19 protein-coding genes and 1 pseudogene are annotated in these 25,370 nt (G+C 66.8%); 10 read left to right on the forward strand and 10 right to left on the reverse strand.

Annotated features, from left to right (window positions below; all coding sequences use genetic code 11):
- Positions 1–187: 187 nt before the first annotated feature.
- The 4 genes from JOF56_RS50940 to JOF56_RS50955 form a co-directional block, all read right to left on the reverse strand.
- On the reverse strand, positions 188–2,434 hold the full coding sequence (locus JOF56_RS50940) for an FtsX-like permease family protein (RefSeq protein WP_209646648.1): 2,247 nt from the start codon (positions 2,432–2,434) through the stop codon (positions 188–190).
- Positions 2,431–3,108 (reverse strand): ABC transporter ATP-binding protein, encoded by a 678-nt coding sequence (locus tag JOF56_RS50945; RefSeq protein WP_307855652.1) that lies wholly within the window; start codon positions 3,106–3,108, stop codon positions 2,431–2,433. Before JOF56_RS50945 ends, JOF56_RS50940 begins: the two co-directional genes overlap by 4 nt.
- A gap of 157 nt (positions 3,109–3,265) precedes the next feature.
- A complete protein-coding gene (locus JOF56_RS50950; RefSeq protein WP_209646650.1) occupies positions 3,266–4,009 on the reverse strand; it encodes a carbonic anhydrase family protein in 744 nt (247 codons plus the stop codon).
- Positions 4,010–4,199: 190 nt separating this feature from the next.
- A complete protein-coding gene (locus JOF56_RS50955) occupies positions 4,200–5,753 on the reverse strand; it encodes a cellulose binding domain-containing protein (protein ID WP_209646651.1) in 1,554 nt (517 codons plus the stop codon).
- 194 nt (positions 5,754–5,947) lie between these two features.
- Here JOF56_RS50955 and JOF56_RS50960 point away from each other — a divergent pair, with 194 nt between their 5' ends.
- Positions 5,948–6,658: a FadR/GntR family transcriptional regulator gene (locus JOF56_RS50960; RefSeq protein WP_209646652.1), complete on the forward strand. Its 711-nt coding sequence runs from the start codon at positions 5,948–5,950 to the stop codon at positions 6,656–6,658.
- 86 nt (positions 6,659–6,744) lie between these two features.
- Here the strand turns inward: JOF56_RS50960 and dgoD are convergent, their stop codons facing one another.
- The gene (gene dgoD / locus JOF56_RS50965) at positions 6,745–7,893 is read right to left on the reverse strand and encodes a galactonate dehydratase (RefSeq protein ID WP_209646653.1); all 1,149 of its coding nucleotides are present in this window, start codon (positions 7,891–7,893) and stop codon (positions 6,745–6,747) included.
- 10 nt (positions 7,894–7,903) lie between these two features.
- Entirely contained in the window at positions 7,904–8,581 is a 678-nt protein-coding gene (locus JOF56_RS50970) for an SDR family NAD(P)-dependent oxidoreductase (RefSeq protein ID WP_307855653.1), read from the reverse strand.
- Between the two features lie 119 nt (positions 8,582–8,700).
- Here JOF56_RS50970 and JOF56_RS50975 point away from each other — a divergent pair, with 119 nt between their 5' ends.
- From JOF56_RS50975 to JOF56_RS61155, 5 genes and pseudogenes are all read left to right on the forward strand, one after another.
- Positions 8,701–9,366 carry an MmpS family transport accessory protein gene (locus JOF56_RS50975; RefSeq protein ID WP_209646654.1) on the forward strand — a complete coding sequence of 222 codons (666 nt, stop codon included), beginning with the start codon at positions 8,701–8,703 and terminating at the stop codon, positions 9,364–9,366.
- A 95-nt stretch (positions 9,367–9,461) separates the two neighbouring features.
- A complete protein-coding gene (locus JOF56_RS50980) occupies positions 9,462–10,985 on the forward strand; it encodes a substrate-binding domain-containing protein (protein WP_209646655.1) in 1,524 nt (507 codons plus the stop codon).
- Positions 10,982–12,748: a hypothetical protein gene (locus tag JOF56_RS50985; protein WP_209646656.1), complete on the forward strand. Its 1,767-nt coding sequence runs from the start codon at positions 10,982–10,984 to the stop codon at positions 12,746–12,748. The genes JOF56_RS50980 and JOF56_RS50985 overlap by 4 nt, the downstream gene beginning before the upstream one ends.
- Positions 12,749–12,812: 64 nt before the next feature.
- Positions 12,813–13,547 carry a class I SAM-dependent methyltransferase gene (locus JOF56_RS50990; protein WP_209646657.1) on the forward strand — a complete coding sequence of 245 codons (735 nt, stop codon included), beginning with the start codon at positions 12,813–12,815 and terminating at the stop codon, positions 13,545–13,547.
- 46 nt (positions 13,548–13,593) lie between these two features.
- Positions 13,594–16,629: pseudogene (locus tag JOF56_RS61155) on the forward strand (alpha-(1->3)-arabinofuranosyltransferase); the annotation flags it as partial.
- An 891-nt stretch (positions 16,630–17,520) separates the two neighbouring features.
- On the opposite strand, the gene JOF56_RS51000 reads toward JOF56_RS61155, so the two are convergent.
- A complete protein-coding gene (locus tag JOF56_RS51000) occupies positions 17,521–18,741 on the reverse strand; it encodes a lipopolysaccharide biosynthesis protein (protein ID WP_209646658.1) in 1,221 nt (406 codons plus the stop codon).
- A gap of 166 nt (positions 18,742–18,907) precedes the next feature.
- Between JOF56_RS51000 and JOF56_RS51005 the strand changes: the two genes are divergently transcribed.
- From JOF56_RS51005 to JOF56_RS51015, 3 genes are read left to right on the forward strand one after another with little or no spacing between them, the layout of a single operon-like run.
- Positions 18,908–20,563, forward strand: a complete 1,656-nt coding sequence (locus JOF56_RS51005) for an MmpA family trehalose lipid delivery protein (protein ID WP_209646659.1) — start codon at positions 18,908–18,910, stop codon at positions 20,561–20,563.
- Positions 20,564–20,567: 4 nt separating this feature from the next.
- Entirely contained in the window at positions 20,568–20,735 is a 168-nt protein-coding gene (locus tag JOF56_RS51010) for a hypothetical protein (RefSeq protein WP_209646660.1), read from the forward strand.
- 1 nt (position 20,736) lies between these two features.
- The gene (locus JOF56_RS51015; protein WP_209646661.1) at positions 20,737–21,483 is read left to right on the forward strand and encodes a class I SAM-dependent methyltransferase; all 747 of its coding nucleotides are present in this window, start codon (positions 20,737–20,739) and stop codon (positions 21,481–21,483) included.
- Here JOF56_RS51015 and pgfA read toward each other — a convergent pair.
- Genes pgfA through JOF56_RS51030 form a run of 3 tightly spaced genes read right to left on the reverse strand, consistent with a single transcriptional unit; the run spans position 21,449 to position 24,412 of the window.
- Positions 21,449–22,462: a cell envelope lipid trafficking protein PgfA gene (gene pgfA / locus JOF56_RS51020; RefSeq protein ID WP_209646662.1), complete on the reverse strand. Its 1,014-nt coding sequence runs from the start codon at positions 22,460–22,462 to the stop codon at positions 21,449–21,451. The genes JOF56_RS51015 and pgfA overlap by 35 nt on opposite strands.
- The gene (locus JOF56_RS51025; protein WP_209646663.1) at positions 22,447–23,643 is read right to left on the reverse strand and encodes a glycosyltransferase family 4 protein; all 1,197 of its coding nucleotides are present in this window, start codon (positions 23,641–23,643) and stop codon (positions 22,447–22,449) included. The genes pgfA and JOF56_RS51025 overlap by 16 nt, the downstream gene beginning before the upstream one ends.
- Before the next feature lie 4 nt (positions 23,644–23,647).
- A complete protein-coding gene (locus JOF56_RS51030; protein ID WP_209646664.1) occupies positions 23,648–24,412 on the reverse strand; it encodes a glycosyltransferase in 765 nt (254 codons plus the stop codon).
- A gap of 584 nt (positions 24,413–24,996) precedes the next feature.
- Between JOF56_RS51030 and JOF56_RS51035 the strand changes: the two genes are divergently transcribed.
- Positions 24,997–25,341: a YybH family protein gene (locus tag JOF56_RS51035; protein ID WP_209646665.1), complete on the forward strand. Its 345-nt coding sequence runs from the start codon at positions 24,997–24,999 to the stop codon at positions 25,339–25,341.
- Positions 25,342–25,370: the final 29 nt, after the last annotated feature.

The raw sequence follows: 25,370 nt of genomic DNA on the forward strand, positions 1-25,370 counted from the left end.
CTGTGACTACCGCTATCCGCCGCATTCGCGCAGTGTGTCGAGCTCCTATGGTCAGGTCAAGTTCACCCCGCGTCGCGGAAATAAGAGCCGAGCAGTTCGCGTGACCTGAGTCACTGCCTGTCACCGATCGGCAACCAGTAGGCCGGTGCGAGCGAGGGGCTCGCACCGGCCTACCCGTGAACGCCGGCTATTCGTCGGCGTAGTCCTGGGCGGTGACCTTCCGCAGGACCGGCCCGCATGCCGCCGCCGCGATGAGGGCGACGACCAGCCCGAGCACGATCGGAGTGACGATCCACGGATTGAGCTGCAGTGACCCCTTGACCAGGCCCAGCAGCCCGGACCCGACCAGCACTCCCGCAGCACCGGCCCCGACCGTGGCCACCAGGGCGGGCAACATGGCCTCCCGCCGGAGTGCACGAGTCAGCACCGCGACCGGCGTCCCGGCGGCGATGAGCGCGCCGAACGTCCGGCGACGGTCCACAACAGACCCGGCAGCAGCGACCCCTGCGCTCACCCCACCGAGCACAGTGGCGATGCTGAGCCCGATCAACGTCGCCCGCCGGAGGTCCCCGGCCAGGGTGTCGCCCCGGGCGTCATACCGTTCATTGCTGTAGAGCGAAAACCCCGGGAGGTTACGCACCAGCATGGTGTGCACAACCTCCTTGTTGGCCGGGGTGGTCGCCACGGCAACCGTGCTCGCGTCTGTGATCTGCGGGAACACGGCAGGGTCGATGAGAATGCCGTTGTACCCGGCAGGCACGTACTCCCGGACCGAGATCCCCTTCGGCAAAGCCAAAGCCTCTTCGGTCGCGCCCCCGTTCGTCTCGAACTGCAACCGGGCCGCGTCGACCGCGGTCGCCTTGGGCACGTAGATGGCGGGCCCAGGCTTGCATCCGTCGATCTGCCCGCCGATGACCTTGGCGGCATCGGCGCACGAAATGATCATCCCGGACGCCACCTGGTCCTTCCCGGACCTGAACATGCCCTCGGTGATCCCCACGACGGGCGCGTCCACACCCCGTGCGGCCAGGTCCGTCCGGACGTTCTCGATCTGCTGCCGGTTGGTCTCCGAAGCGCCGTAAGCGATGTAGACACCGTCACGCCATCGCCCTGTGCTGAAGCCGATCTGCTCCTCCACGCTCGGGAACATGGCAAGCGCCATGGAACCGGCGAACACGGCCAGCACGACGCCGGCCGAAGCCCGGAACGCCGCCTTCGGATCGTCACGCAGCCGCCGGCCGGCCAGCAGGGTCGCAGGCGACCGCCACCGCGAGGTGAACATCTTGCCCAGCAACGAAGTCACCAACGGCCCGGCGAACACCAGGGATACGGCCACCGCCGCGAGTCCCAGCAGGACGAACGTCATCCCGCTGTCGCCGGTGCTCTCCTTGGCAATCCCCAGAGCCACCACAAAAGCAACAGCGGCACCCGCGACCAACAGCAGCCGGGCAACGTTGGGCTGCCGTTTGGTCTGTTGCTGCGCCGCGCCCAGCGGACGGCTGACTGCCCGCCGCAGCCCCAGCACCGCGGCCCCGACGACAAGAGCCGGCGCCAGTACCAGGACCAGCGCGATCAGGGCTCCGGACGGAGTCCAGTCCGACGGATACCAGTCGCCCCCGTCCCACGGAATCAAAGCCGTGATATCCCGCAACGGGAACGACAACGCCACTCCGAGCGCCGCACCCGCGACCGACGCCAGGACCGTCTCCGCAGCCGTCATCGAAACGACCTGCTGTGGCGTGGCACCGGCCAGACGCAACGCCGCAAGACGCCGTTCCCGACGAGCAGCGGTCAACCGGGCGGCGGAGGCGACCAGCACCAGGCACGGCGCGATCAGCACCACAAGCCCGATCTGGCTCAGAATCACCAGGATCTCGTTCACCCGGCCGGACGACACGGCCGAGGTCATACCTTTGCGGGAATTGCTGTAGGGCGGCATGTCGGCCTCGGCATGCCCGACCATGGCCACGAGTTCGTCCGGGAACATCAACGCCTCCGGCCCGAACTGCCCGATCACGGTCCCCTTGAACCGGTCTGCCAGCTGATCGGCCGGCATACTCGCGGCGAGCTTGGCCAAAGCAGGCGACAGCAGCACCTCGTCCGGCCCGGGAACTCGCGGAATCCCAGGCGCCACCGGGACATTCTGTTTCAGGGCCGCGACGTCGAACCGCACGATCTGCTCAGCCCCGACGTTGTCCCGGGTCTGGGCGACGAGCACACCGACGTCGTCCTTGTCGTCGCGACTGGCCTGGCTGGAGGTCGCCTCGCCCCGCCAGGTCCCCCGGTCGGCCCGGGACTGCAGAGCGCCCGGAACCGTTGCCAGCCACAGCACCAGTGTCACCCCGACCGCGACACCCACTGCTGTGAAGATGGCCGACATCCGGCTCCGGGAATCGCCCCTCAGCACCCGCAGCGCGAGCTGGACGGGGTTCACGCCGCCGCTCGCACTGCGATAAGACCGTCGCGCATCTCGATGACCCGCTGCGCCCGATTCGCAACGGATACATCGTGGGTAACGATGACGACAGCCGCATTGGTCTCCTGGGCGACGGTCAGCAGTGCGCTGATCGTCTCCTGACCGGTCTTGGTGTCCAGGGCGCCGGTCGGCTCGTCCGCGAAGATCACCTGGGGGCGGTGGGCCAGCGCGCGGGCGATCGCCATGCGCTGCAGCTGTCCACCGGAGACCTCTCCCGGCCGTCGGCCGGCCAGCCCGCCCAGCCCCAGCTTGAGCAGCCATTCCCGGGCCGCGGCGATGCCCTGCTCGCGGGGCGTGCCGGCCAGCAGCATCGGCAGGGCGACGTTCTCCTCGGCGGTCAGTTCGGCGACCAGCATGCCGGACTGGAACACGAACCCGAAGGACGTGCGGCGCAGTTTGCTGCGCTCGGTCTCCGACAGTTTGGTGATGGGCGTGCGGCCCAGGAACACCTCGCCGCCGTCCGCGGGCAGGATCCCGGCGAGCACGTGCAGCAGGGTGGACTTGCCTGATCCGGACGGCCCGACGATCGCGACCACCTCGCCGGCCCCGATGGTGATGTCCACCCCGGCCAGCGCGGTCACCTCGCCGTAGCGCTTGACCACACCACGTCCGGCCAGAATCGGCTCTGTCACCGTTACTCCCCTCGTTTGCAGGAACGGTGAGGAGACTGCCGGGACCGATCGGGTCACCGCTTCAGCCGCGGAGCCGGGGAAAAGCAACAGCGCATCGGCCGGATGACCGATGCGCTGGTCGGCCATGTGGTCGGCCGTAGGGTCGTTGCCCTGGGAATCAGATGTGCGGCCGGTCCACCGTGACCGTCCGGCCGTTCAGCGGCTGCGTCGCACGGGCGTTTCCGCTGGTGAACAGGTGCTGGAACCGGTTGATGGTGGCCTGGCTGACGGTCTTGTCCCGCATCAGGAACCACTTCACGTTCTCGCTGAACGGATAGGTGGTCAGCGAGCCCATGTACCGGGCCGTGGTCCGGTCGTGCGGCAGCAGCGTGTTCAGGTCGATCTCGCCGACGTGCACGTCCTCGCCGCACTCGGGCGCGAGCCTGGACAAGACCTTGTCCACTGTGGAAGGTGCACCGGCCCGCAGCGGGACGCCGATGACCAGGAGCTCGCCCGCCGCGTTGCGGTGCACCAGGTGCATCTCCAGCGGCGTGCTCTGGCCCTCGAACCTGTGCTCGGACGGCGTGTGGAAGTGGAACTGGATCAGGTCGTAGCGGACGCCGGACAGGGTGACGTATCCCTTGCCTGGTTCGACGTCGGCTTCCTCGGTCTCCTCGTGATTCCGCGTGGTACAGCCGGTCGGGCTGGACTCGTCCTTGCGGATGTACTCGAGGTCGATGTCCGAGTGACCATAGGAGACGTTCAACGGCGGTGCGGCCGGATCGAAGCGCAGGGCCCCGACCGTGACGTTGATCGGGCTCTGCTGGGGCGGCTTGGACTGGGCGGGCGCGCCGGTGAACGCGACCACACCAAGGGAAAGCGCCAAGGGGACCAGGATGGCGACAGCTCTTCTTCTTGCCATATGCGTGATCCTGCAGACGACCAAAGATTGTATACAAGCTACTTTCGTCGGTTATCAGACATATTCACGCGCGGCGAATTTCCGCCATGCGACAACACCTTCGCTTTGTCCCCAATGTGGCATTGGTGGCATCTGATGCCACCAATGCCACATTGGGGACACACCTCAGACGAGGGTCTATTGAGGACTTCTAGAAGCCTGCGGTGATCCGGCTGAACTCCCAGTCGGGCTGCGCGATGCCGCTGCAGTTGGACACCACGCCGCCACCCGGGCAACCACGGTCACGGTTGACCGACCAGAACGCCAGTCTGCCCAGGCCACGGGACTTGGCGTAGTCACGGATCTGGGTCCACGTCTGAGTCGTGGTCAGCTCCTGCTGGTCGGAAAGCCCGTTCATACCGGAGATGCCCATGTGCGCGTAGGCCTGCGCATCGGTCCAGCCGAAGGTGGACTTCAGCTTGTTCTTCAGTCCCTCGCCGGCGTTCTGCGTGTCGGCGCCGATGTTGCCGGAGCCGAAGTCGAACGGCATGATCGTGAAGATGTCGATGTTGGCGTTCAACGACCGCGCCCGTTCGATCAACCGGTTGCCGTAGTAGTTCGGGCCGGTGGTCGTGGTACCGAAGGTGACGATCGTCTGGATGCCCGGGTTGTTCTGCTTGACGATCCGCAGCGCGTTGACGATCCGCTCCTGCACTGTCTCGTTCTCGAACTCGTCGGAGTTCTCGATGTCGATGTCGATCGCCTTGAGGTTGTAGGCGTTGATCACCTGCTGGTACGCCCCGGCAAGCGCTTCCGGCGTGCCGCAGTTCGGGCCGAGTTTGTTGCCGCTCCAGCCACCGAAGGACGGGACGATGTCCCCACCCGCGGCACGGATCTGCTGGATGGCGGTCGCGTCCGCACTGCCCTGCAACGGCCGGTTGCCGTCCCATGCCGGGCTGCAGCCGCCACCGGACAGCACGAAAGCCATGGTGAACCACTTGACGCCGGTCGCGTTCATGACCGTCTGCGGGTTCGGTGGATTGCCCCAGCCCATGTAGAGGTACGGCGCGCCACGACCGCCGACCGGTTGCGGGCAGCCCGTTGTCGTCCCGGTGACAGTGCTGCTCTTACCGGATTCGCCGAGGCTGTTGTACGCGGCGACCGAGTACGTGTACGAGGAACACGTGCCCAGGCCGGAGATTGTGGCCGAGGTTCCGGTCACGGTCGCGCGGACGGTTGTGCCCTCGTAGACCCGATAACCCGTGACCGTTCCGGTGGAACCGCCCCAGGACAGGGAAATGCTGGAGTTCGTGGTGCTGGTGACGCTCGGCGCGCCGGGAATCCCGGGAGCGCCAGGGTTGCTGGGACCGCTGGTACACGTGTCGCTGTTGAGCCGGCAGTTCAGGATTCCGCCGAAATTGCCGGGACTGCCGTTGAAGCCGAAGGACGCGCTCGCCCCCGCGGCGAGCGGACCGGCCCAGGTCGGCGGTTTGAACGTGTAGTGCTGCCCGCTGTTGGTGCGGACAGTGTCCCATGAGGACGTGATCTGGGCGCCGGACGGCATGTCGAACTCGACCGTCCAGCTGGGCAGGGCGGCCGAAGTGCCGTTGGTGACAGTGATCTTGCCTTCGAAGCCACTGCCCCAGTCGGACACTTTGGTGAAGCTCGCGCTCAACCCGTTGGCGGCGCCGGCCTGGGCCACGGGTAAGAACGCGACCGCTGCGATCGCGGCGAGAGCCGCGGTGAGCATACGTCTGGTGCGCATCGAGATTGCTCCTCTGGTCTGAGACGGCAGGAGAAACAGCCGGAGCAACCACGGTCACGCGCCCTGACCGGGTGGTTCACGTGCATGAAGTATTGGCATAGACCAATCCGGCCGTCAAGGGTCTTGCCCCGGGGACCGGCGCCAATAATTACTGAATTATTAGTACAGTGATACTTCTCGACGGGAGGACAGCAGTGGCCGACTACCAGCTTCGCGGGGTGCACGGGCAGACAGTGGCGGCGCTGGCGGGCCGCATCCTGTCCGGCGAGATCCCGGAGGGCGCCACACTGGACCTGACGGCCCTGCGCGAAGAGCTCGATGTCAGCCTCACAGCGCTGCGCGAAGCCCTGAAAGTGTTGTCGGCCAAAGGTCTCGTCGACGCCCGGCAGAAACGCGGCACCTTCGTGCGCCCCAGAACCTTCTGGAACACGCTGGACGTGGACGTGATGCGCTGGCGCTCAGCCGGCCCGCCCGACATGGACCTGCTGTCCAATCTCACCGAAGTCCGCTCGGTCGTCGAACCGGCCGCCGCCCGCATGGCCGCCGAACGCGCCACCGAGCAGGACCTGGCCGACCTCACCTCGGCCCTGGCCTGCATGGCCGACCCGACCGAGGACGCGGTCGAAGCCGACCTCGACTTCCACCGGGCCCTCTTCGGCGCGACCCACAACCAACTGCTGATCGAAATGCAACGAGTCCTCGCCAACGGCCTCGCCATGCGCGACAAGATCGTCCACGGCTCCGCCCAGGCCGGCAACCCCGTCCCCACCCACGGCCTCGTCCTCGACCGAATCCGCGCCAGAGACCCCATCGGCGCCGAACAAGCCATGCGTGCCCTGCTCGACGAATCCACCAAGGACTTCGCCCGGATCGCCACCACCAAAGAACCGCACCGCACGGGCTGAGCTATGCCCCCAAAGTGGCGTTGGGGGCACTGGATGCCCCCAAAGTGGCTTTCGGGGCATCACGGGCACCACGACCGCCGGTCAGCTCACCATTCGGCGAAGCTGCCGTCGGGGTGGCGCCAGACTGGGGAGCGCCAGCGGTGGCCGGTCTCCGCGGCCTGACGGACTTGGGCTTCGTCTATCTCGATGCCGAGGCCGGGGGCTTCGGGCCGGGTTGCGTAGCCGTCGGTGAAGGTCAACGGGGTGGGGTCGACGAGGTAGTCGGTGTATTCGGTACCGATGTTGTAGTGCATGCGCAGGCTTTGTTCCTGGATCAGGAAGTTCGGGGTGGCGAAGGCGACCTGCAGGGCGGCGGCCAGCGAGATCGGGCCCAGGGGGCAGTGCGGGGCGAGGCTGGCGCCGTAGATCTCGCCCAGCGCCGCGATCCTCCGGAGTTCGGAGATTCCGCCGGCGTGCGACGGGTCCGGCTGCATCACGGCTATCCCCGCGTCCAGCACGGACTTGAAGTCCCACCGGGAATACAGTCGCTCCCCCGTCGCGATCGGCACGCTGCTGCAGGCGACCAGCGAAGCCCAGACGTCGCCCTGGGTCTCGGGCAGGACGGGTTCCTCGACGAACAGCGGCTGGACTTCCTCGAGCATGGGCAGCAGCCGGCGGGCCATTGCCGGGGACACCCGGCCGTGGAAGTCGATGGCCAGGTCACGATGGGGCCCGAGGACGGCGCGTGCCTCCTGGGCGCGTTCCAGAACCGCCGCCGCCTCGGCGGGGGTGGCGATCGCGTCCAACGGCCCGCAGCCGTTCATCTTGATCGCCGTGAAGCCCTGATCTACCTGCGCGGCAACGGCTTCGGCTATCCCTGTGGGCCGGTCACCGCCGACCCACGAATAGACCCGGACACGTTCGCGCACTGGTCCGCCCAGCAGTTCGTGCACCGGCGCGCCACGATATTTCCCAGCTATGTCCCACAAGGCCTGGTCGAATCCGGCCGCCGCGCTGGAGAGGACGGGACCGCCGCGGTAGAAGCCGCCGCGACGCAGGACCTGCCAGTGGTCCTCGATCCGCAGCGGGTCCTGGCCGATCACCAGGTCGGCCAGTTCGTGCACGGCCGCCCGCACGGTTTCGGCGCGTCCCTCGACGACCGGTTCGCCCCAGCCGCAGATGCCGTCGTCCGTGCTGATCTTCAGGAACAACCAGCGTGGCGCCACCAGGAACGTCTCGACACCGGTGATCTTCAAGCCTGCCCCCTCACGACGAGTCCTTGGCCACCGACCAGCCGCCGTCCACGACGAGGCTGGCACCCGTGACGAAGGATGCCTGTGCTGACAACAAGAACGCGATGACTGAAGCGACCTCGGCCGGATCTCCCAAGCGCCCCAACGGTGTGGCCGCGGCACTGCGAGCACGGTCCTCAGCATTGACCCGGTCCCAAGCAGCGGTAAGTACCGGCCCCGGCAGCACGGAGTTGACGCGCACGTCAGGCGCGTATTCCACGGCGAGCTGTCCGGCCAGAGAGACCAACCCGCCCTTGGCCGCCGCGTAAGCCGGATGCCCTGGCAGCCCGAACCGCGCGTGCACCGACGACACAAGAACGATCGAACCCCGGCGTGCGACAAGAGAAGACAGGCAAGCGTGCACAGCGAGGTACGCCGCCGTCAGATTGACGTCGACCTGACGTGACCACTCCTCACGGGTGGTCGCTCCCAACGGCTTGATGGTCACCGCGAAAGCATTGGACACCAAGGCATCCACGTCCGCAGGAATCTGCGCCCAGGTCGAGTCCATGGTCACGTCACCGACGATCGACACGAACTCACCAGGCTTGATGTCGATCCCGACGACCCGGTATCCCGAGGAGGACAGGTGACGAGCGGTCGCCGCACCGATTCCCGACGCCGCGCCCGTCACCACCGCACACTTGCTCACAGCTTCGAGGCTGGCCGATATGACCCGGCGCTGTCAATATTTATTACTAATTAATGACCTGTCACCTATTCACCGACTGTGGTCATTCCGTGTGGCCGGTTGGACCAAGATCCTCCGCCATGCAGACGATGCGAGCCGCCTTGACGCTCGCCGCCGCCGGTGTCCTGATCACCGGATGCGGCAGTGACAAACCCGCCAGCAGCAGCGAAACACCGCAGGCCGCGACGGGCAAACACGAAGTGGTCTACGAGGCGACTGGTTCCGGCAAAGCGACCATCAGCTATTTCGACGGCAAAAAGCAGCAGACCGAGAACACACAGCTGCCGTGGTCGAAGAGCGTGAAAACCGACAAGACCGAAAAGATGGAGATGATGGTCGTCGGCGAGGCCAAGTCCACCGTCTCCTGCCGCACCACGCTCGACGGCCAAGAGATGGAGACCAAGACCCTCAAGAGCGACAACACGCAGGTCGGGTCCGCCTTCGAATGCCAGGCGCACACGAAGATCGTGGCCAAGGACGTCACCCTGGAGGTCACCGGGACCGCTGCCGTCGATGTGACCTACGAGGTACTCAGGAAGGTCGACCACACCGAGGAAACGGTCGCGAAACCGCCGTGGACCAAGAAACTCGAGAAACTCGCACCGAAATCGCAGGTGTTCCTCTCGGTCACATTGCAGGCCGGCGGCAAGGCGCAGTGCCGGATTCTGGTGGACGGTCAGGAAAAAGACGTGAAAAACGTGACCAGGGATTCCCCGTACGAGATGTGCGACGCCGTTGTGGAGTGATCATCTGATAACGGTTGCGGTCAGGACGACCACACTGAGGCCGTTTCCCCTAGTCTGACCGGCACTGCGTAGCCCAGTGACGGAGGTTCAGGCGGATGGCACGGCGGTCCGGCTCGCCGGTGGTGATCCTGAGCGTCCTGCTCGTGCTGACTCTGGCGGGCTGGTTCGGGTTCGACTACCTGCGCGACCGGCTGGGCTCGTCGGACTGCGACGTGGTCACGACGTTGCGTGTGATGGCCGCGCCGGACGTCGCGCCCGCCGTCAGCCGGGTGTCCGAACAGGACGTCGGCGCATGTTATCGGGTCGAGGTGCTTCCGGTCGAATCCGGCACGGTGATGGACGCCTTGGGCACCAACAACCCTGACGTCTGGATCCCGGAATCCTCGTTGTGGCTGCAGCGGGCACAGGAACGCGGCGCATGGAACATCCCGGTCTCGGGAACGTCGGTCGCCTCGTCACCGGTCGTGGTTGGCATGACCGACGCCGCGGCGCGTAAGAACGGCTGGCCCGAGGCCCCGCTGACCTGGGCGAAGGTGTTCAGCGGGGATCCGGCGATCGGGTTCGTCGACCCGGCTGCCGACCCGGTCGGCCTGTCCGCGCTGATCGGCACCGGCGACCTCACCAAGACCGCGCCGGATCCACCGGCGGCGTACGCGCAGACGTTGCGAAAGCTGACCAAGCACACCGTCCAGAAGCAGGCCGAACTGTTCGCGCCGGGCCTCGACGGCGCGGTGACCTCAGAGGTCCTGGCACGCAAGCACAATCTGGTCGGCGCGTACGCCGACCCGGCGATCCCCTCGCTGGATTTCCCCTATGTGGTGCTTCCCGGCACGCCCGACAACAGGCGTGCTGTCGCACAACAGTTCCTGGGCAAGCTGATCGAGCAGCCCGGGGCGCTCACCGAAGCGGGATTCCGTCCGCCCAACGGCACCGGAGAGCCCTTCGTCGCGCCGGTCAAGCCACCCGCTGACGTCGACCAGCTGCTCAACCAGTGGGCCGCGGCCAACCGCAGCGCACGGATCCAGGTCGTGCTGGACGTCTCCGGCTCGATGGCCGCCGCGGTGCCCAAGGCCAACGCCAACCGGATGACGCTCACCCTCAAGGCCGCCGAAGTGGGCATCTCGTTGCTCAAGCCGACCACGAAGATCGGCCTGTGGCGGTTCTCCACCAGGCTCGACGGCGACAAGGACTACCAGGAAGTCCTGCCCATGCGGCCGCTCAGCGAGCAGCTGGCCGACGGTGGCCTGGCGAAACTACAGGCCATCAAGGCGATCAACGGCGGCGGAACCGGCCTGTACGACACGGTTCTCGCCGCATACCAGTCCGCACGGCAGAACTGGGAACCCGGCCGGATCAACCTGGTCGTCGTGCTGACCGACGGCCGCAACGACGACGACGGCAAAGGCATCAGCCAGCAGCAGTTGCTCGAAGAGCTGGCCAAGCTGCAGGACCCCAAGCGGCCGCTGCAGATCCTCGGCATCGGCATCGGTCCCGACATCGACCCGGTCGAGCTGCGCACGATCACCCATGCCACGGGCGGCGAGGCCTACCCGACCCCGGACCCGACCAAGATCACCGACACGTTCTACGCGGCGTTAGGCAGGTTGTTGGAGAAATGACCGCGACCGCGACCCGGCCGGTGACCACCACCCTGGCCATTCCCCGTCCTGTGACCATCGCGGCGATCCTCGTCGCCGGGATCCCCTTCGTCCTGCACGCCTGGGTGCTGTTCACCGGCTACTTCGGACACGACGACTTCGTGGTGCTCTACCGGGCCGCAGGCAAGGGCCCGTTCGACCCGGCGTACCTCTTCCAGGACTACAACGGCCACATCAAGCCGGGTACGTTCCTGATCGCCTGGCTGGTCACCGCGATCGCGCCGTTGAGCCACACCGTGGCGGTGATTCCGCTGCTGGCCATGCAACTGGCCGCGTCGGTGCTGCTGTGGCGGCTGCTCGCCCGGGTTTTCGGGCACCGATGGCCGGTTCTGCTGCCGTTCGCGGTGTTCACGTTCTCGCCGTTGATCGCGTTCCCCACGCTGTGGTGGGCGTACGGGATGGAACTGCTGCCACTGCTGGTGACGATGTTCGGCGCGCTGGGCTCGCACGTGAAGTACCTGGAGACCGGGGAACGGCGGCGGATCTGGTTCACAGTCATCTGGAGCGTGGCCGGAATGGCCTTCTATGAGAAGGCTGTCCTGTTCGTGGCTCTGCTGGCCGGGATCACGCTCCTGCTCGCGCCGGCCGGGCAACGGCTGGCCGCGCTGAAGCAGCATTGGCGGGTCTGGCTCGTTCAAGGCGTGCTGACCGCGCTGTATCTGGTCATCTACATCACGTCGACCGCCACCCCGGTACGCGATTCGCCGTTGTCGGTCCAGGCCGTGGCAGAACTTGCCCGCCGGACAGTGGTGGACACGTTCGTGCCCGGTGTTCTCGGCGGGCCGTGGACGAACTCGTCGTTCGGTGGCGCCATTTCCACGCCTTCGCTGACGCTCCGGCTGGTGGCCGCCGGTCTGGCCATCGCGATCATCATCTTCGGCGTGCTGGCCGGACGGTCCCGCGCGGTGCTGGCCTGGGTGTTGCTGCTCGGATACGTCGCGGTCGACCTGGCGCTGGTGATCACCACACGCCTGCACCAGGTCGGGCCGCTGATCGGCAACGACCCGCGCTACATCGCCGACGCCGTGCCGATCGCGGTGCTCTGTGGTGCGTTCGCGTTCCTCAAACCGGGTGGAACGGAGACCGGGCTCCGGCGGCCGCTGGTGATCGGCCTGGTGGCGTTGCTGGGCGCCAGTGCGACTTTCAGCTTCCTCCAGCTCGCGCCCGGCCTGAAATTCGCCCAGTCACGCCAGTACGTGGACACCGCACGGGCCGGCCTTGAGGCGAATCCGGGGATCACGCTGTACGACACCCCTGTGCCGCGCGAGATCATGCACGAGTGGTTCGTCGAGGACGGCAAGGCCTCGCGCGTGATCGGCCTGCTGCCCGGCCCGCCCAAGTTCGACCAGCCCGCCGAGACGATGTGGGCCCTGGACGACACCGGCACGCCCAAGAAGGTCACCGGTATCAAGGAGCCCGCCATCGGCAGGCCTGGGCCGTATGACAAGTGCGGCTACGCGGTCGGTTACCAGACCGCGACGATCCCGTTGAACAGGCGCGTCGACCACCACTCGTTGCTGCGAATGGAGTATTACTCCACCGGCAAGGGCCCGGTCACCATCAGGCTGGGCAAAGCCACCCAGGATGTCTACTTCCCGGACGGCCTGCATGTGCTGTACATCGTGGTGGAAGGCGGTTTCGACCGGGTCGACATCAACCGCGCGACCCCGGTCGACCCGATGTGCGTGGTGAATGTCCAGGTCGGTGCGCCGCTGCTGCGGTGATCGGCTGATACCACATGGATAACGGAAAACCTGAATATCGTTCAGGCGTCCCTAGAATGCCGCGGTGAGTTTCGACGAGGTGCGGCGCGACTGGACAACGCTCGGCGCAGAGGACCCGCTGTGGGCAGTACACGTCGCGCCGGACAAGCGCGGCGGCAAATGGGATGTCGACCAGTTCCTTGAGCTGGGCCGCGCGGACGTGGGCATCGCCCGGGAGTGGCTGACCAGGCTCGCCCTGCCGGCCAGCTGGAAGCGGGTGCTGGACTTCGGCTGCGGCGCCGGCCGGCTCTCGCAGGCGCTGGCCGAGCACGCCGACGAGGTCGTCGGTGTGGACGTCTCCGAGCCGATGCTGGCCACGGCCCGCAAACTGGATCGTTCCGGTGGAAAGTGCCAGTTCGTGCACAACGACACACCGGACCTCAAGCAGTTCGGCGACGGGCAGTTCGACCTCGTCTACTCCGAACTCGTGCTGCAGCACCTGCCCGCCGACGTGATCGACGGCTATCTCGCGGAGTTCATGCGTGTGCTGAATTCCGGTGGCGTCGCGGTCCTGCAGTGCACCACCCGTCCCCTGTGGACGGTCAAGGGCGCGATGTGGCGGTTCGCGCCGTACCGGCTGGTCGCGCTCGGACAGCGGATCGTGTTGCGCTACCCGGCTCCCATGCGGATGACCGCGCTGGCACCGGACCGTCTGAGATCCGTGGTGAGCGCACACGGCGGCGAAGTCGTCGACAGTCTGACCGAGGACATCCCGGCAACCCACTGGCAGTCCACGCGGTATGTCGTCCGTAAGGGCTAATCTCTCTCGGGTGCTGACCAGGCTTCGCAATCCCACCGTGCTGGTGATGCTCGGCCTGACCGTGCTCTCGTTCCTGCAACGCCCTGGTACCACCACTTTCGACACCAAGCTTGACCTGGCCGTGGACCCGGTGGCGTTCCTCGGGCGCGCGCTGCACCTGTGGAATCCGGCGGCGACCGGCGGTGAGCTGCAGAACCAGGCGTACGGCTACCTGTTCCCGATGGGGCCGTTCTTCGCCGGGTTCCAGCTGATCGGGGTCCCGCCCTGGATCGCGCAGCGGCTGTGGTGCGCGTTGCTGCTGTGCCTCGCCTTCGCTGGTGTGCTTGCGGTCGCACGAGCGCTGAAGATAGGCACGCCTGCGGCGCAGTACACGGGCGCTGTGGCGTACGCCCTGGCGCCGCGCATGCTGACCGAGATCGGCCCGCTGTCGGCCGAGATGCTGGCCGCGGTGATGCTGCCTTGGGTTCTGTTGCCGCTGATCAAAGCCGACAGAATCGGGTCGCCGCGGCGCGCGGCAGGCCTGTCCGGGCTGGCGATCCTGTGTATCGGCGGTATCAACGGCGCCGTCGTGATGATGGTGCTGCTTTTGCCAGGTCTCTGGCTGCTGACGCGGCAATGGACCAAGCAGCACGTGAAGCTTGTGCTGTGGTGGTGCGCGGCAGTTGTCGCGGCGGTGGTGTGGTGGTTCCTGCCGCTGATGCTGCTCGGCGAGTACAGCCTGCCGTTCGTGGACTACGTCGAGTCGGCCACGAACACGACCGCGCCGATGTCGCTGTTCCAGGCGTTGCGCGGGACGAACCAGTGGGTGGCGTACGTCTTCGAGGGCAGCCCCTGGTGGCCGTCGGGGTTCATGCTGATCGACAACCCCGTGCTGATGTTCGCCACCGGCCTGGTGGCAGCCGTCGGGCTGGTCGGAATCGTCCGGCGTGGCCTGCCCGAACGGATGTTCATCACGATCGGCGTGATCACCGCCGTCACCTTCCTGACCATCGGCTACGTCGGCGAGCTCGACAGCCCGCTGTCCACGACCGTCCGTGCGCTGCTGGACGGTCCACTCGCGCCGCTGCGCAACGTGCACAAGTTCGAGCCCGGGTTACGGCTGCCGTTGATGCTCGGGTTCATGCACGCCGTATCGCGGCTGGGCGTTCCGGCGCGAGCACGGCTTTCGATTGGTGTCGCGCTTGTGCTGGTCATGGCCGCGCCCGCGTGGTTGTTCACGCTGCGGCCAGGCCCGGGTTGGCAGAGCGTGCCGGACTACTGGCGTACAGCGATGACGTGGCTGGGCGACAACGATCCGGACGCACGCACGCTTCTGGTGCCCGGCACCGGGTTCGGCGAGTACACGTGGGGAAAGACCGTTGATGAGCCGGCTCAGGCCCTGGCGCGTTCGCCATGGGCGTTGAGAAGTCAGATCCCGCTTGGGTCCGAGGGCAACACCCGGCTGATGGACGCGGTCGAGGACGCGCTGGCCGACGGCCGCGGCTCACCCGGACTGGCAGATTTCCTGGCTCGCTCGGGGCATCGTTTCCTGTTGCTGCGTAACGACATCGACCGGGCGGCGACGAACGCACCGCCGGTCACGATGATGCGCGACGCGCTGGCCCGTTCCCCCGGGATCGAGCTGATCAAGACGTTCGGCCCGGACGCCAAGCCCAGCGACCAGCCCGCGGTCAGCTCGGTCGACCTGGACGCCCCGGCCTCGCCCACGCTGGAGATCTACGAGGTCAAACGGCCTGTGGCACGGGCGATGGCGGTCAACGCCACCGACATCGCGACCGTCAGCGGCGGCCCCGAATCGCTCCTGCCGCTGCTGGATGCCGGTGTGCTGCAACGTGATCGCCCGGCTGTCCTGGCCGGTGACAGCAACCAGGCGCCGGGCCAGGACTGGCTGGTCACCGACGGTCTGCGGCACCGTGAACGCAATGTCGGGCGCGTGCGTGACAACCTGAGCCAGACGCTGGCCGCCGACGAGCAGCCGCGGCAGGATCGCCCGGCCACCGACATCCTGCCGTTCCAGGGGCTGCAGCATCAGACAGTGGCGGCGTACCGCGGTATCCGTGGCGTCACCGCGTCCAGTTCGACCGCTTTCGCCGACTCGGTCAAACGCTCGGACCCGTCCTCGATGCCGTTCGCCGCGATCGACGGCGATCCGTTCTCCGCCTGGCAGTCCTCGACTGTCGGCGGCCCCGCCGGCCAGTGGCTGGAGGTCGAGCTGGACACACCGCGGGTGGTCGACGAGGTGGACCTCAGGATCGTGGACGACTCGCGGGTCGGCTGGCCGGTGACCAGGATCCGGATCACCACCGACTCCGGGTCACGTGATCACGACGTGGGCCGTGGCGGAACGCCGCAGAAGTTCCCGGTCTCACCGGGTCTGACCAGCAAGATCCGGGTGACTGTGCTGTCGGTGGCGGCCAACCGCGACACCGGCGCCGTCGGGATCGCGGAACTGGCCGTGCCAGGTGTCACGGCTCAGCGCGCCCTGCAGGCGCCCAGCGACGTCACGCCGAGCGCGAGCCAGCGCACGAGTTTCGTGTTCAGCCGTGGGGCGCAGCCCCGTTATGCCTGTGCCGCGATCGATCGCGAACAGCGCTGCGATTCCGGGCTGACCCGGCTCGGTGAGGAACCCGACGGGGTGCACCGGCTGTTCCGCACGTCCCAGCCGGGCAACTACCGTCTCGAAGGGACAGTCCTGCCCTCGATCGGCGGCAAGGTCCCGGTTCCGGCCCAGATATCCGCATCCACCCAGCTCGCGGGCGATCAGGCCGCAGGCGCGTGGGCGGCCATCGACGGCGACGCGGCGACGACCTGGATCTCCGACTACACCGACCAGGACCCGACGATCGTGATGGAGTGGCCGCAGGTCCGCAACGTCAACGGCCTCAAGCTGACGACGTCGGCCACCTCGGGCGCGTCCCGGCCGACCGAGGTGGAGATCCGTACACCGATCCTGAGCCGCACGGTGCCCGTGTTCTCTGACGGCTCAGTGGATTTCGTGGCCAGCACCAACCGGCTCGACATCACGATCACCAAGACCGAGGGGCAACCCGGCCGTCCGGCGGGCCCGGCGGGCATCAGCGAAGTCAAGATCAACGGTGCCGAGGATCTGTTCAAGCCGATCCCGCAGACCACCCCGTTCACCGTGCCGTGCGGGTCGGGCCCAGCCGTGACCGTCGACGGGGTCGCTTACCAGACAACGGTTTCCGGGACGCTGGCCGATATCGTCAACCACCGGCCGCTGGCCCTGGGCACATGCCGGGACCTCGTCGAAGGCATCGATCTGCAAGCGCGTGAGCACGAACTGCTCACCGCGAAGTCGGAAGCCTTTGTGGTGCAGGACATCCGGGTACTGCCCAACACTCCGCCGGCGGCCGCGCCCCGGCAGCGTGCGATCGATGTCCGGGAATGGGGTGTGGCGCAACGGGAACTACGCGTGGCCCCTGGTGAGGCCGCGATCCTCAGCATCCCGGAGAACGCGAACGAGGGCTGGGTGGCCAAGGTCGACGGGACGCCGTTGGCGCGCACCCGTGTCGACGGCTGGCAGCAGGCCTGGGTCCTGCCGGGCGGCGGCGAGGTCACGGTCAGCCTGCAGTTCGAGCCGGACATCCCCTACCGGCAACGGCTTCTGATCGGCGCGATCGCGGCCGGTCTGCTGCTGATCGTCACACTGCTGCCGGTGCGCCGCCGTGTCCCGGTGAGCACCTCGCCCGGCGGCCGTCGCTGGGTGCCGGTGGCACTGGTGATTCTGCTGGCGGCGCTCGGCGGGGTCCTGGCGATTGTGCTGCTGATCGCGAGTCTGCTTGTCGCCTATGTGTTCCGGCGACGGCGGGCGGTTTCCGGCCTGCTCGCAGGCGGTGGCATGGCGATCGCGACCGTCGTCGCGGTGATCGGCCGGGTGCAGGGCCACGGCCAGGATTGGGCGTACGGAACCGTTGCGCAGGCTGCGATCCTGCTCTCGCTCGCGGCGGCCGCGTCAGCGTCGATCGACTGGTTCGACCCGCGACCGGGAGTCGGCGCCGCGGAACTCGATGACGGCTCCGAAGCAGGCCAGCGCGGCGGTCGCGACGACGGCCCCGGAGACGACCTGCGTCAGCGACCCGTGCCACCAGCCCAGCACCAGAGCGATCTCCACGCCCACGGCCAGCCACGTCAGCAGGGTCGACCGCCGGTCGGCACTCGCGATCCGGGAGTACAGCAGGATCTGCACCAGCGACAGCAACGACCCGACCAGCGCGAACGGCCAGACGGGAATGCTGCTCGACGCGTACGCCGATCCCCCGATCAGTGAGACGACGGTCCGGCCGAACAGCATGCACCCCACCACGACGATCGCGTCCGCGGCGGCCACGATCGCCAGTGCCTTGGGCACGACCTTGCGCCGGACGTCCTCATTGGCCAGCTTCGGCAGCACGACGACCGCGATCGCGTACGGCAGCCAGTACGCGATCTTGGTGACCACCGCGCCGACCGCGTACTCACCCGCCTGGTGCGCAGGCAGACTGTGCCGCGCCAGAACGAGATCGAGGTTCACGAGCAACACCAACGCCAGCAACGCCTGCACGGCGTGCAGCACTTCGCTGACATGCCCTGCGCCCCGCCGACCCGGCATCGGCCTGCCGCAAAGCAGCCACCCGGTAAGCGCCACCAGCGTGCCGCCGATCGCGGCTCCCGCGAACGCTCCCACCGGGGTCCGCACGATCAGCAACCCGGCCAGCGTCCCACCGACCCGGCCCACCGCCTCGGTCGCGATCAGTCTGGCCATCAGGCTGAACCGTTCCGTGCCCTGCAGGATCCCGTAGCAGAGCCCCACAAGGGTGATCGGCGCCAGCGCGAGCGCCAGCAACAGCACTGCCCACGGCGTGTTCAGGTGCAGCAGTTTCATCAGCAGCGGTGACGCGGCCAAGGCCGCGACCATGATCGTCCCGCTGGTCATCAGCCCGAGCGTGACCAGCGGCCCCCGGTCCTGCTCCGGCGCTCGCGCCACCTTGAGGGCGACGACGGTCTGCAGGCCCATCGCCGGGACCGCGCCGATCACCAGGATCGCCAGCAGCGAGCCGAACTCGCCGAACACCGCAGGCGCCAGGGTCCGCGCCGCGATCACCGTCAGTAGATAGCTCGCGATGTTCGACCCGGCGAATGCCACCGCGACCAGGACAGCGTCCACGCGCGCCCGGGCCGGCAACGTGCTCGCCATACGGTCCCCCTTGCTACCGACGGGTAGGACGCAAGGGACTATAGCCGCGAAGCCGGTACCCGGCCGCCTGATCATCCTCACCCGCACGGAGCAACCACAGCGATACCCGGTACTTGCTGGGCGATAATGATCGGATCTGGCGCTCGACGCGGAGAGAGTTGGTGAGATGCGGTTCGTTCTGCCCGCAGTATCCGCATTGCTCGCCCTGCTGGTCCTCACCCCGCTGCTCGGACGCGGGTTCGTCCTGAACTACGACATGGTTTTCGCGCCGGCCCAGCCACTCGTGCCCGACAGCCTCGGGCTCGGGTCGGCCGTGCCGCGGTCGGTGCCCGCGGACGCCGTGATGTCGTTGTTCACCGCGATTCTGCCCGGCGACATCGTGCAGAAGATCATCCTGTTCCTGGCCCTGATGATGGGGCCGTGGGGCGCCGGGCGGCTGGTGCCGGCCAACGCCATGCCGATCCGTGTCGTGGCGGCGGTCTGGTATGGGTGGAGTGCATATCTGGCCGAGCGGCTGTTCATGGGGCATTGGCCGTATCTCGTCGCGTATGCCTGTCTTCCGTGGATCGCCTCCGCCGGGCTGGCCGTGCGGCGCGCCGAGCCCAAGGCCTTGCCCAAGCTCATTCTCGCGTGCGCTCCGGCCGTGATCACGCCGACCGGCGGGATCCTCGCGGCTGGGATGGCGTTGGTGTGCGCCGGACGGCAGGCGCTTGTCGTCACCGCTCCTGCCATGGTCGCGCTCAACGCACCTTGGTGGGTGCCGTCGATCCTGCAGTCGACACTGTCCTCTCCGGACGGAATCAGCGCGTTCACGGCCAGGGCGGAGAACTGGGCCACACCAGTGCTCAGTGTGCTCAGCACCGGTGGCATCTGGAACGCCGAAGTGGTGCCGGGCAGCCGGGAAATGCCGCTGTTGCCGGTATTCACGCTGTTCGCGTTGCTCGTCGTGTTCATCGGCCTGCAGTCCGCGACCGAGAAGTGGTTGCGGGGATTGCTGTTGCTGGGCGCTGCCGGTGTGGTCATCGCGGTGTTCGGGACGCTGCCAGGTGGTGATGTGGCGCTGCGATGGGCGGTCGAGCACATCCCAGGCGCGGGCCTGTTGCGGGATTCCCAGAAGTACGCGGCCTGGTGGGCGTTGCCGATGGCAATCGGGTTCGCGCTGGGTGTCCAGGTGGCAAGCAAGTACTTGACCAACCGGATCGCCCTGATCACCGTGGCGTCGTTGCTTCCCCTGGTGACGATGCCGGACTTCGCGTGGGCCGGGTTCAACCGGCTGGCGACTACTGCCTACCCCAGCGACTGGACCGCAGTCGCCGACCTGCTCAGACGCGACCGGCAGACCGGTGACGTGGTCGCCCTTCCGCTGTCGGCGTTCCGGCGTTTTCCCTGGAACGACAACCGGACCCAGCTCGATCCCGCGCCGAGGATCCTGCCCCGCACAGTGATCACCGACGACACCGTGGTGGTGGGCGGCCGGCCGATCGCCGGCGAGGACGCCCGGGCCCAGCAGGTCCGCCGCACTGTCGAGGAGAACGAGAACCTCGCGGCCATGGGCATCGGCTGGGTGCTGGTCGAGCATCAGACCCCTGGCCGGATCGACCAGGCTGTGCTGCAACGACTGCAGCCGGTCTGGCAGGGCGAGTGGCTGACGCTCTACCGAGTCCCGGGCATGCTCGCCCGCGCACCGGCGGGACCGCCGCGTTTGCCTGTTCTGGCAGGGGATTTACTAGCATTGACAGTTGTGACCGGAGCGCTATTGTGGCTCGTGTTACCTGCCGGTAGATTCAGGCTTCGAAACCGGACACGCACAGCCGAGGAGTAAGCACGTGGGCACACTGGTCGGTGCGATCATCGCAGTGGTCGCCGGACTCGGCATCGCGGGCGGCGGAACATATCTGCTGGTCGACAACCGGGCTCCGGACAGTGCGATCGAGTGGAACAACCTGCCGGCCCCGAACAACGCGAACGGCATTGTCGACTACGGCCGGCGGTAAAGTGCCGCGCTCGGCGACGCTCGACCGGTCGGTCCGGCTGTTTCAGGCATTCCGCAACGAACAGACCGATCGGGACACTTTCTATCGGATCCTGGCCGACGACTCTGTCCGCCAGGTCTCCGAGTTCGCGCCCCTGCGCGGCGGCACATTGCTCGATGTCGGTGGTGGCCCTGGGTATTTCGCGGACGCGTTCCGCGCCGCCGGGGCCTACTACCTGGGCCTGGACCCGGATGTGGGCGAACTCTCGGCCCGTGGTGAGTACACCCCCGGAATGATTCGCGCCAGCGGCACGCAACTGCCGGTACGAACCGGTTCGGTCGATATCTGCTACTCGTCCAACGTGCTGGAGCACGTCGGCAACCCACGCCGGATGCTCGACGAGATGGTCCGCGTGACCAAACCGGGCGGCACGGTTTTCCTGTCTTTCACGCCCTGGTATTCGCCGTGGGGCGGGCATGAAACGTCACCGTGGCACTTCCTGGGCGGCGACTACGCGCGAAAGCGATTCCGCACGAAAAACGGCCGTGAGCCCAAGAACTGCTACGGCGAAAGTCTTTTCGCGGTATCCATCGGCTCGGCACTGCGCTGGGCGCGAAACCATCCGGACGCCACGCTGGAACGCGCACTGCCCCGTTATCACCCGTGGTGGGCGACCTGGGTAGTGCGCGTTCCCGGCCTGCGTGAAGTGGCTTCCTGGAACCTGGTACTGGTTCTCAGGAAGTCGAGTGCGCGCCCCGCCGGCGGCTGAACAGCACCAGCATCACGATCCCCGCGAGCGTCAGCACGCCACCAACGATCCACAGGATCACCGGCAGGCCGGTGAGCAGCCACAGCTGGGACATGTTCTCCTTGGCGATGGACACGTTCTTGGCCACCGACGGCCCGTCGAGCTCGAGCGCGCCGTCGAACACCACTGTGCCGCTACCGGGTCCCTGGGTGTCGGTACGCAGCTCCTGCTTGCTCCACTGCCGCAGCTTGATCACCGCGCCGGTGTTCGGCTCGATCCAGATCGTCCGGTCGACCTCGTAGTAGAGCCCCGCCTTGACAGTGTTCTCGGTCTGCCCGACCAGTGAGCCCGGCACCTCACGGCTGTCGATGTTCGTCGACGGCGCGCTCTGCTTGAACCGGTACACCTCAAGGCCGTCGATCTCGTCCACCGCTTCGAACTTGGCGTCGATCGGCTTGCGCAGGGAGATGTCGTACCACTGGTAGGTCTTCTTCTCGGTCTCGAACGGGAACTTGAAGTTCAGGCCGGGGAACTGCGGATCCTTGGTGTCGGCCCGTTTGCGCGTGTCCTTGCCCTTTTCCAGGGTGTTCTGCAGGTATCCGTTGGTGCACGGGCCGACCGCCTCGGCGGTGAACCGGTCCAGGCACAGCTCACGGACACTGCCGTTGACCGTGGACTTGGTCGAGTCCTCGGTGACGAGGCTGGTCTCGATCCAGACCGCGATGTTGCCGTCCTTCTTGACTTCCGGCGCCTGCATGTCGGCGGTGACGTAGGTCGACGACGTCAGGCTGAGGTTGCGACGGATCTCGGGGATCGCGGGCTGGCCCGGCTTTTCCACGTACATCAGCGCGGTGATCCCGCTGCCCTTGGCATACGAGAGGGATTCGATGTTGTGTGGGATCTTGGCCAGTGCCGGATAGGCATAGAATCGCAGCGTGATTCCGGCTGTGACAGCCAAAACGCCCAGTCCGAGCACGACAAGGCTCACAACGCGTCGCACAGGTCCTCCTGAGAAGCTGGACCGTTGGCACGGCCCGGGGTTGAACTGTAAAGCAGGTCCGAGACATGTGTGACAAACCGATGTCCACTCGAGACCCAGTCGAAGGCCGCGGCCCACTCCTGGCACGATTTGGCGACGATTTCCGCGTCGTCCGGCCGGGAAAGCAGCCGCAACGCGTCATGGACGGCTCCGCCGATATCCGCCCCAGAGGCCACCAGCCAGCCGGTTTCCCCGTGCCGCACCGAATCGCACAGGCCGTCGACCTCGCGGCACAGCGTCGGGACACCGTGCGCGGCGGCCTCGATCACAGCCAGTCCCCAGCCCTCACCGTCGGACAGCGTCACGTTGAGCCAGGATTGCCGTAACAGAGCGCTTTTTGTCGGGTCGTCGACGAAGCCGTGCACGACAACGGCGTCGCCAAAGGGTTTCGCCGCAGCTCGCAGCGCGTCTTCCTCAGGACCCGTGCCGATGATGTGCAGCCGAAGGCCTGGCCATTCGCCGAGCAGGCCGCCGGTGATGTCTATCAACCGATCGACCCGCTTGTGTGTCACCAAGCGTCCTAGGCAGACCAAAGTAGGTTGCACCGAACGGGCGGGCTCGGCCTCCGGCGGTTGGACCATCCCATTGGGAACGACGACAACCTTGCCACGCCAACCCAAACGCTCTCGCATCGCGCGAACGGTCGAGTCCGACACGGCGACAGTCAACGCACGCCGATAGACCCGGCGCGCCGCGGGGCCTTCCAGCCAACGGCCGATCCGGGCCAGCCACGGCGGGAAGTGCACCGCGAACTGGGCGTCGTGCACGTGGTGCATCACCAGCACGACTTTGGTCCGCCGGGGTACCACCAGCGGACTGAAGAACGGGATGCCGTTCTGGCAATCGACGACGACGTCGATCCGGCTTCGGTTGCGCAACAACCACCACAGCGCCCAAAAATAGACCGTCCACCGGCCACCCCGGCGGACTGTGCTCATGCTCGACCCTGCAAGCAGGTCTTCGGCCGACTCATCGCCGGGGCCTTGCCCTTCTCCACGTGCTGTGAGGAATGTGACCGTGGCGCCTGCCGCGGTCATCGCGTCGGCCATCCGGACGGCGTATTCCTCGGCGCCACCGGCGAGCGGATGCTCGCGGTCGCGCCAGTTCACCAGCACCACTCGCACACCGTTGAGCGGTGACACCAAGTCAGGCCACCTCCGGCATCGGCGCCGCGACCGGGACAGGCTCTTCGGCCTGCTGTTCCTGGACTTCCGCGAGAACGGCGCGCATCCGGGCCAGCGCGGCGAAACTGCGGTAGCCGTCGCGCAGCGGATGGAAGGTCGACCCCGGGATGTCGGTCCAGCACACCGGCAGCTCGAAGATGACCGCGCCGATCCGTTGCGCCCGCGCCAGAAGCTCCACGTCGAACGCGAAACCCATGGTGCGCAACGAACCGAACACAGCGTCGGCCGTCTTGCGGTCGAAGAACTTGTAACCACACTGTGTGTCACCGACACCGGGCACGAAACCGTTGGCCACGCGCCGGAAGAACCACGCACCGGCCTGTCTGACCTTGCTGTGCCGGGCATGCACGATCGAGCTCGGGTGCGCCCGGGAACCGACGACCACGTTCACGCCCGCGCCCAGCTGCAGCAGTGTGGGCCCCAGGGCGTCCATATCGGTCGCCAGGTCGGCGTCACAGAATCCGACGTAGGCACTGTCGGACGACAGCACGCCGGCGCGTACGGCGGCACCCTTGCCAAGCTGCGGGCAGTGCACGAGCCGGATCGGGATCGGGCCGGACTGGTGCGCGCGGACGACGTCCACGCTGCCGTCCGTGCTCGCGTTGTCCACCACGACAATCTCGGCGCTCTTGGTGATGCCGGTCAGCGCGGTGGTCAAGCCACGCAACGTGCCAGGCAGCCGTGACTCCTCATTGCGTACCGGCACGACAATGGAAAGCAGAGTCATGTCGGACGAGCTCCTGATTTTGGCATGGTGAAACCGGCGCGGCGTTGCAACGGTCCTCCCGTGAACGTGATGCAGATCGCAGGGTCAGAAAGTTACCCAACGGTAGGCCCCTGCAAATAGAACCCGACTGTGATCCACGTCACTCGAATTCCGCGACCGGAGAGTGTACTGCCGGTATCACCCATCCGGACTCGCCAAATTGCGTCAGGTGGACTAGCGAGACAGGCGGCATTGTTCCCACGAACAAAGCCGTCCCAACTATTTTGTACTCCTAGAACACGTTTCAGTTCGCGACTGACAAAGTTCACAGACCGGTCCGCTGACGCCCGCCCTAAAGACCATAGTTTCCACAGTTCAGAGCCACTTTTCGAGACCACGGAGTGGATCTCCCTCAGGGCTCGGCATCGATCTTGCCAACGCCTAGAATCGATGCTGGACCCGGCCTGGCCGATCTTCACGCCCGCATGCACCGGATGCGTACCGCCGGGCGGCCCAACTCATGATGTTCGAATCGTCAAGCACTGGTTGATAACCGACTGGACGCGATCTTGAGTCGATTACCCGCGTGATACGCTCACAGAGTCATGACGACAATTCATGACGAGATCGAAACCTTTGTCGCCGCATTCAATCGCGGTGACGCCGACGCACTCGACAAGCTCTACGACGAGCACAGCGTCCTTGTTCCCGCTCCCGGCCGGCCCCTGACGGGCGATCAGCGCCGCGCCGCGACCGCACACCTGCTCGGCTTCGGTGCGCCCATGAAGGCCGAGATCCGGCACATCTATCAGGCCTGCGACATCGCGCTGGTCATCGTGGACTGGTCCATCGAAGGCGTCGGCATGACGGGCACCGCGACTGACGTCCTGCGACGCGGCCCGGACGGTGAGTGGCACTACGTCGTCGACAATCCCTTCGGAACTGCCTAGCCAAGCGGGTGGCGCGGACATACTGGGGC

This window comes from Kibdelosporangium banguiense (assembly GCF_017876405.1).
Lineage (GTDB): Bacteria > Actinomycetota > Actinomycetes > Mycobacteriales > Pseudonocardiaceae > Kibdelosporangium > Kibdelosporangium banguiense.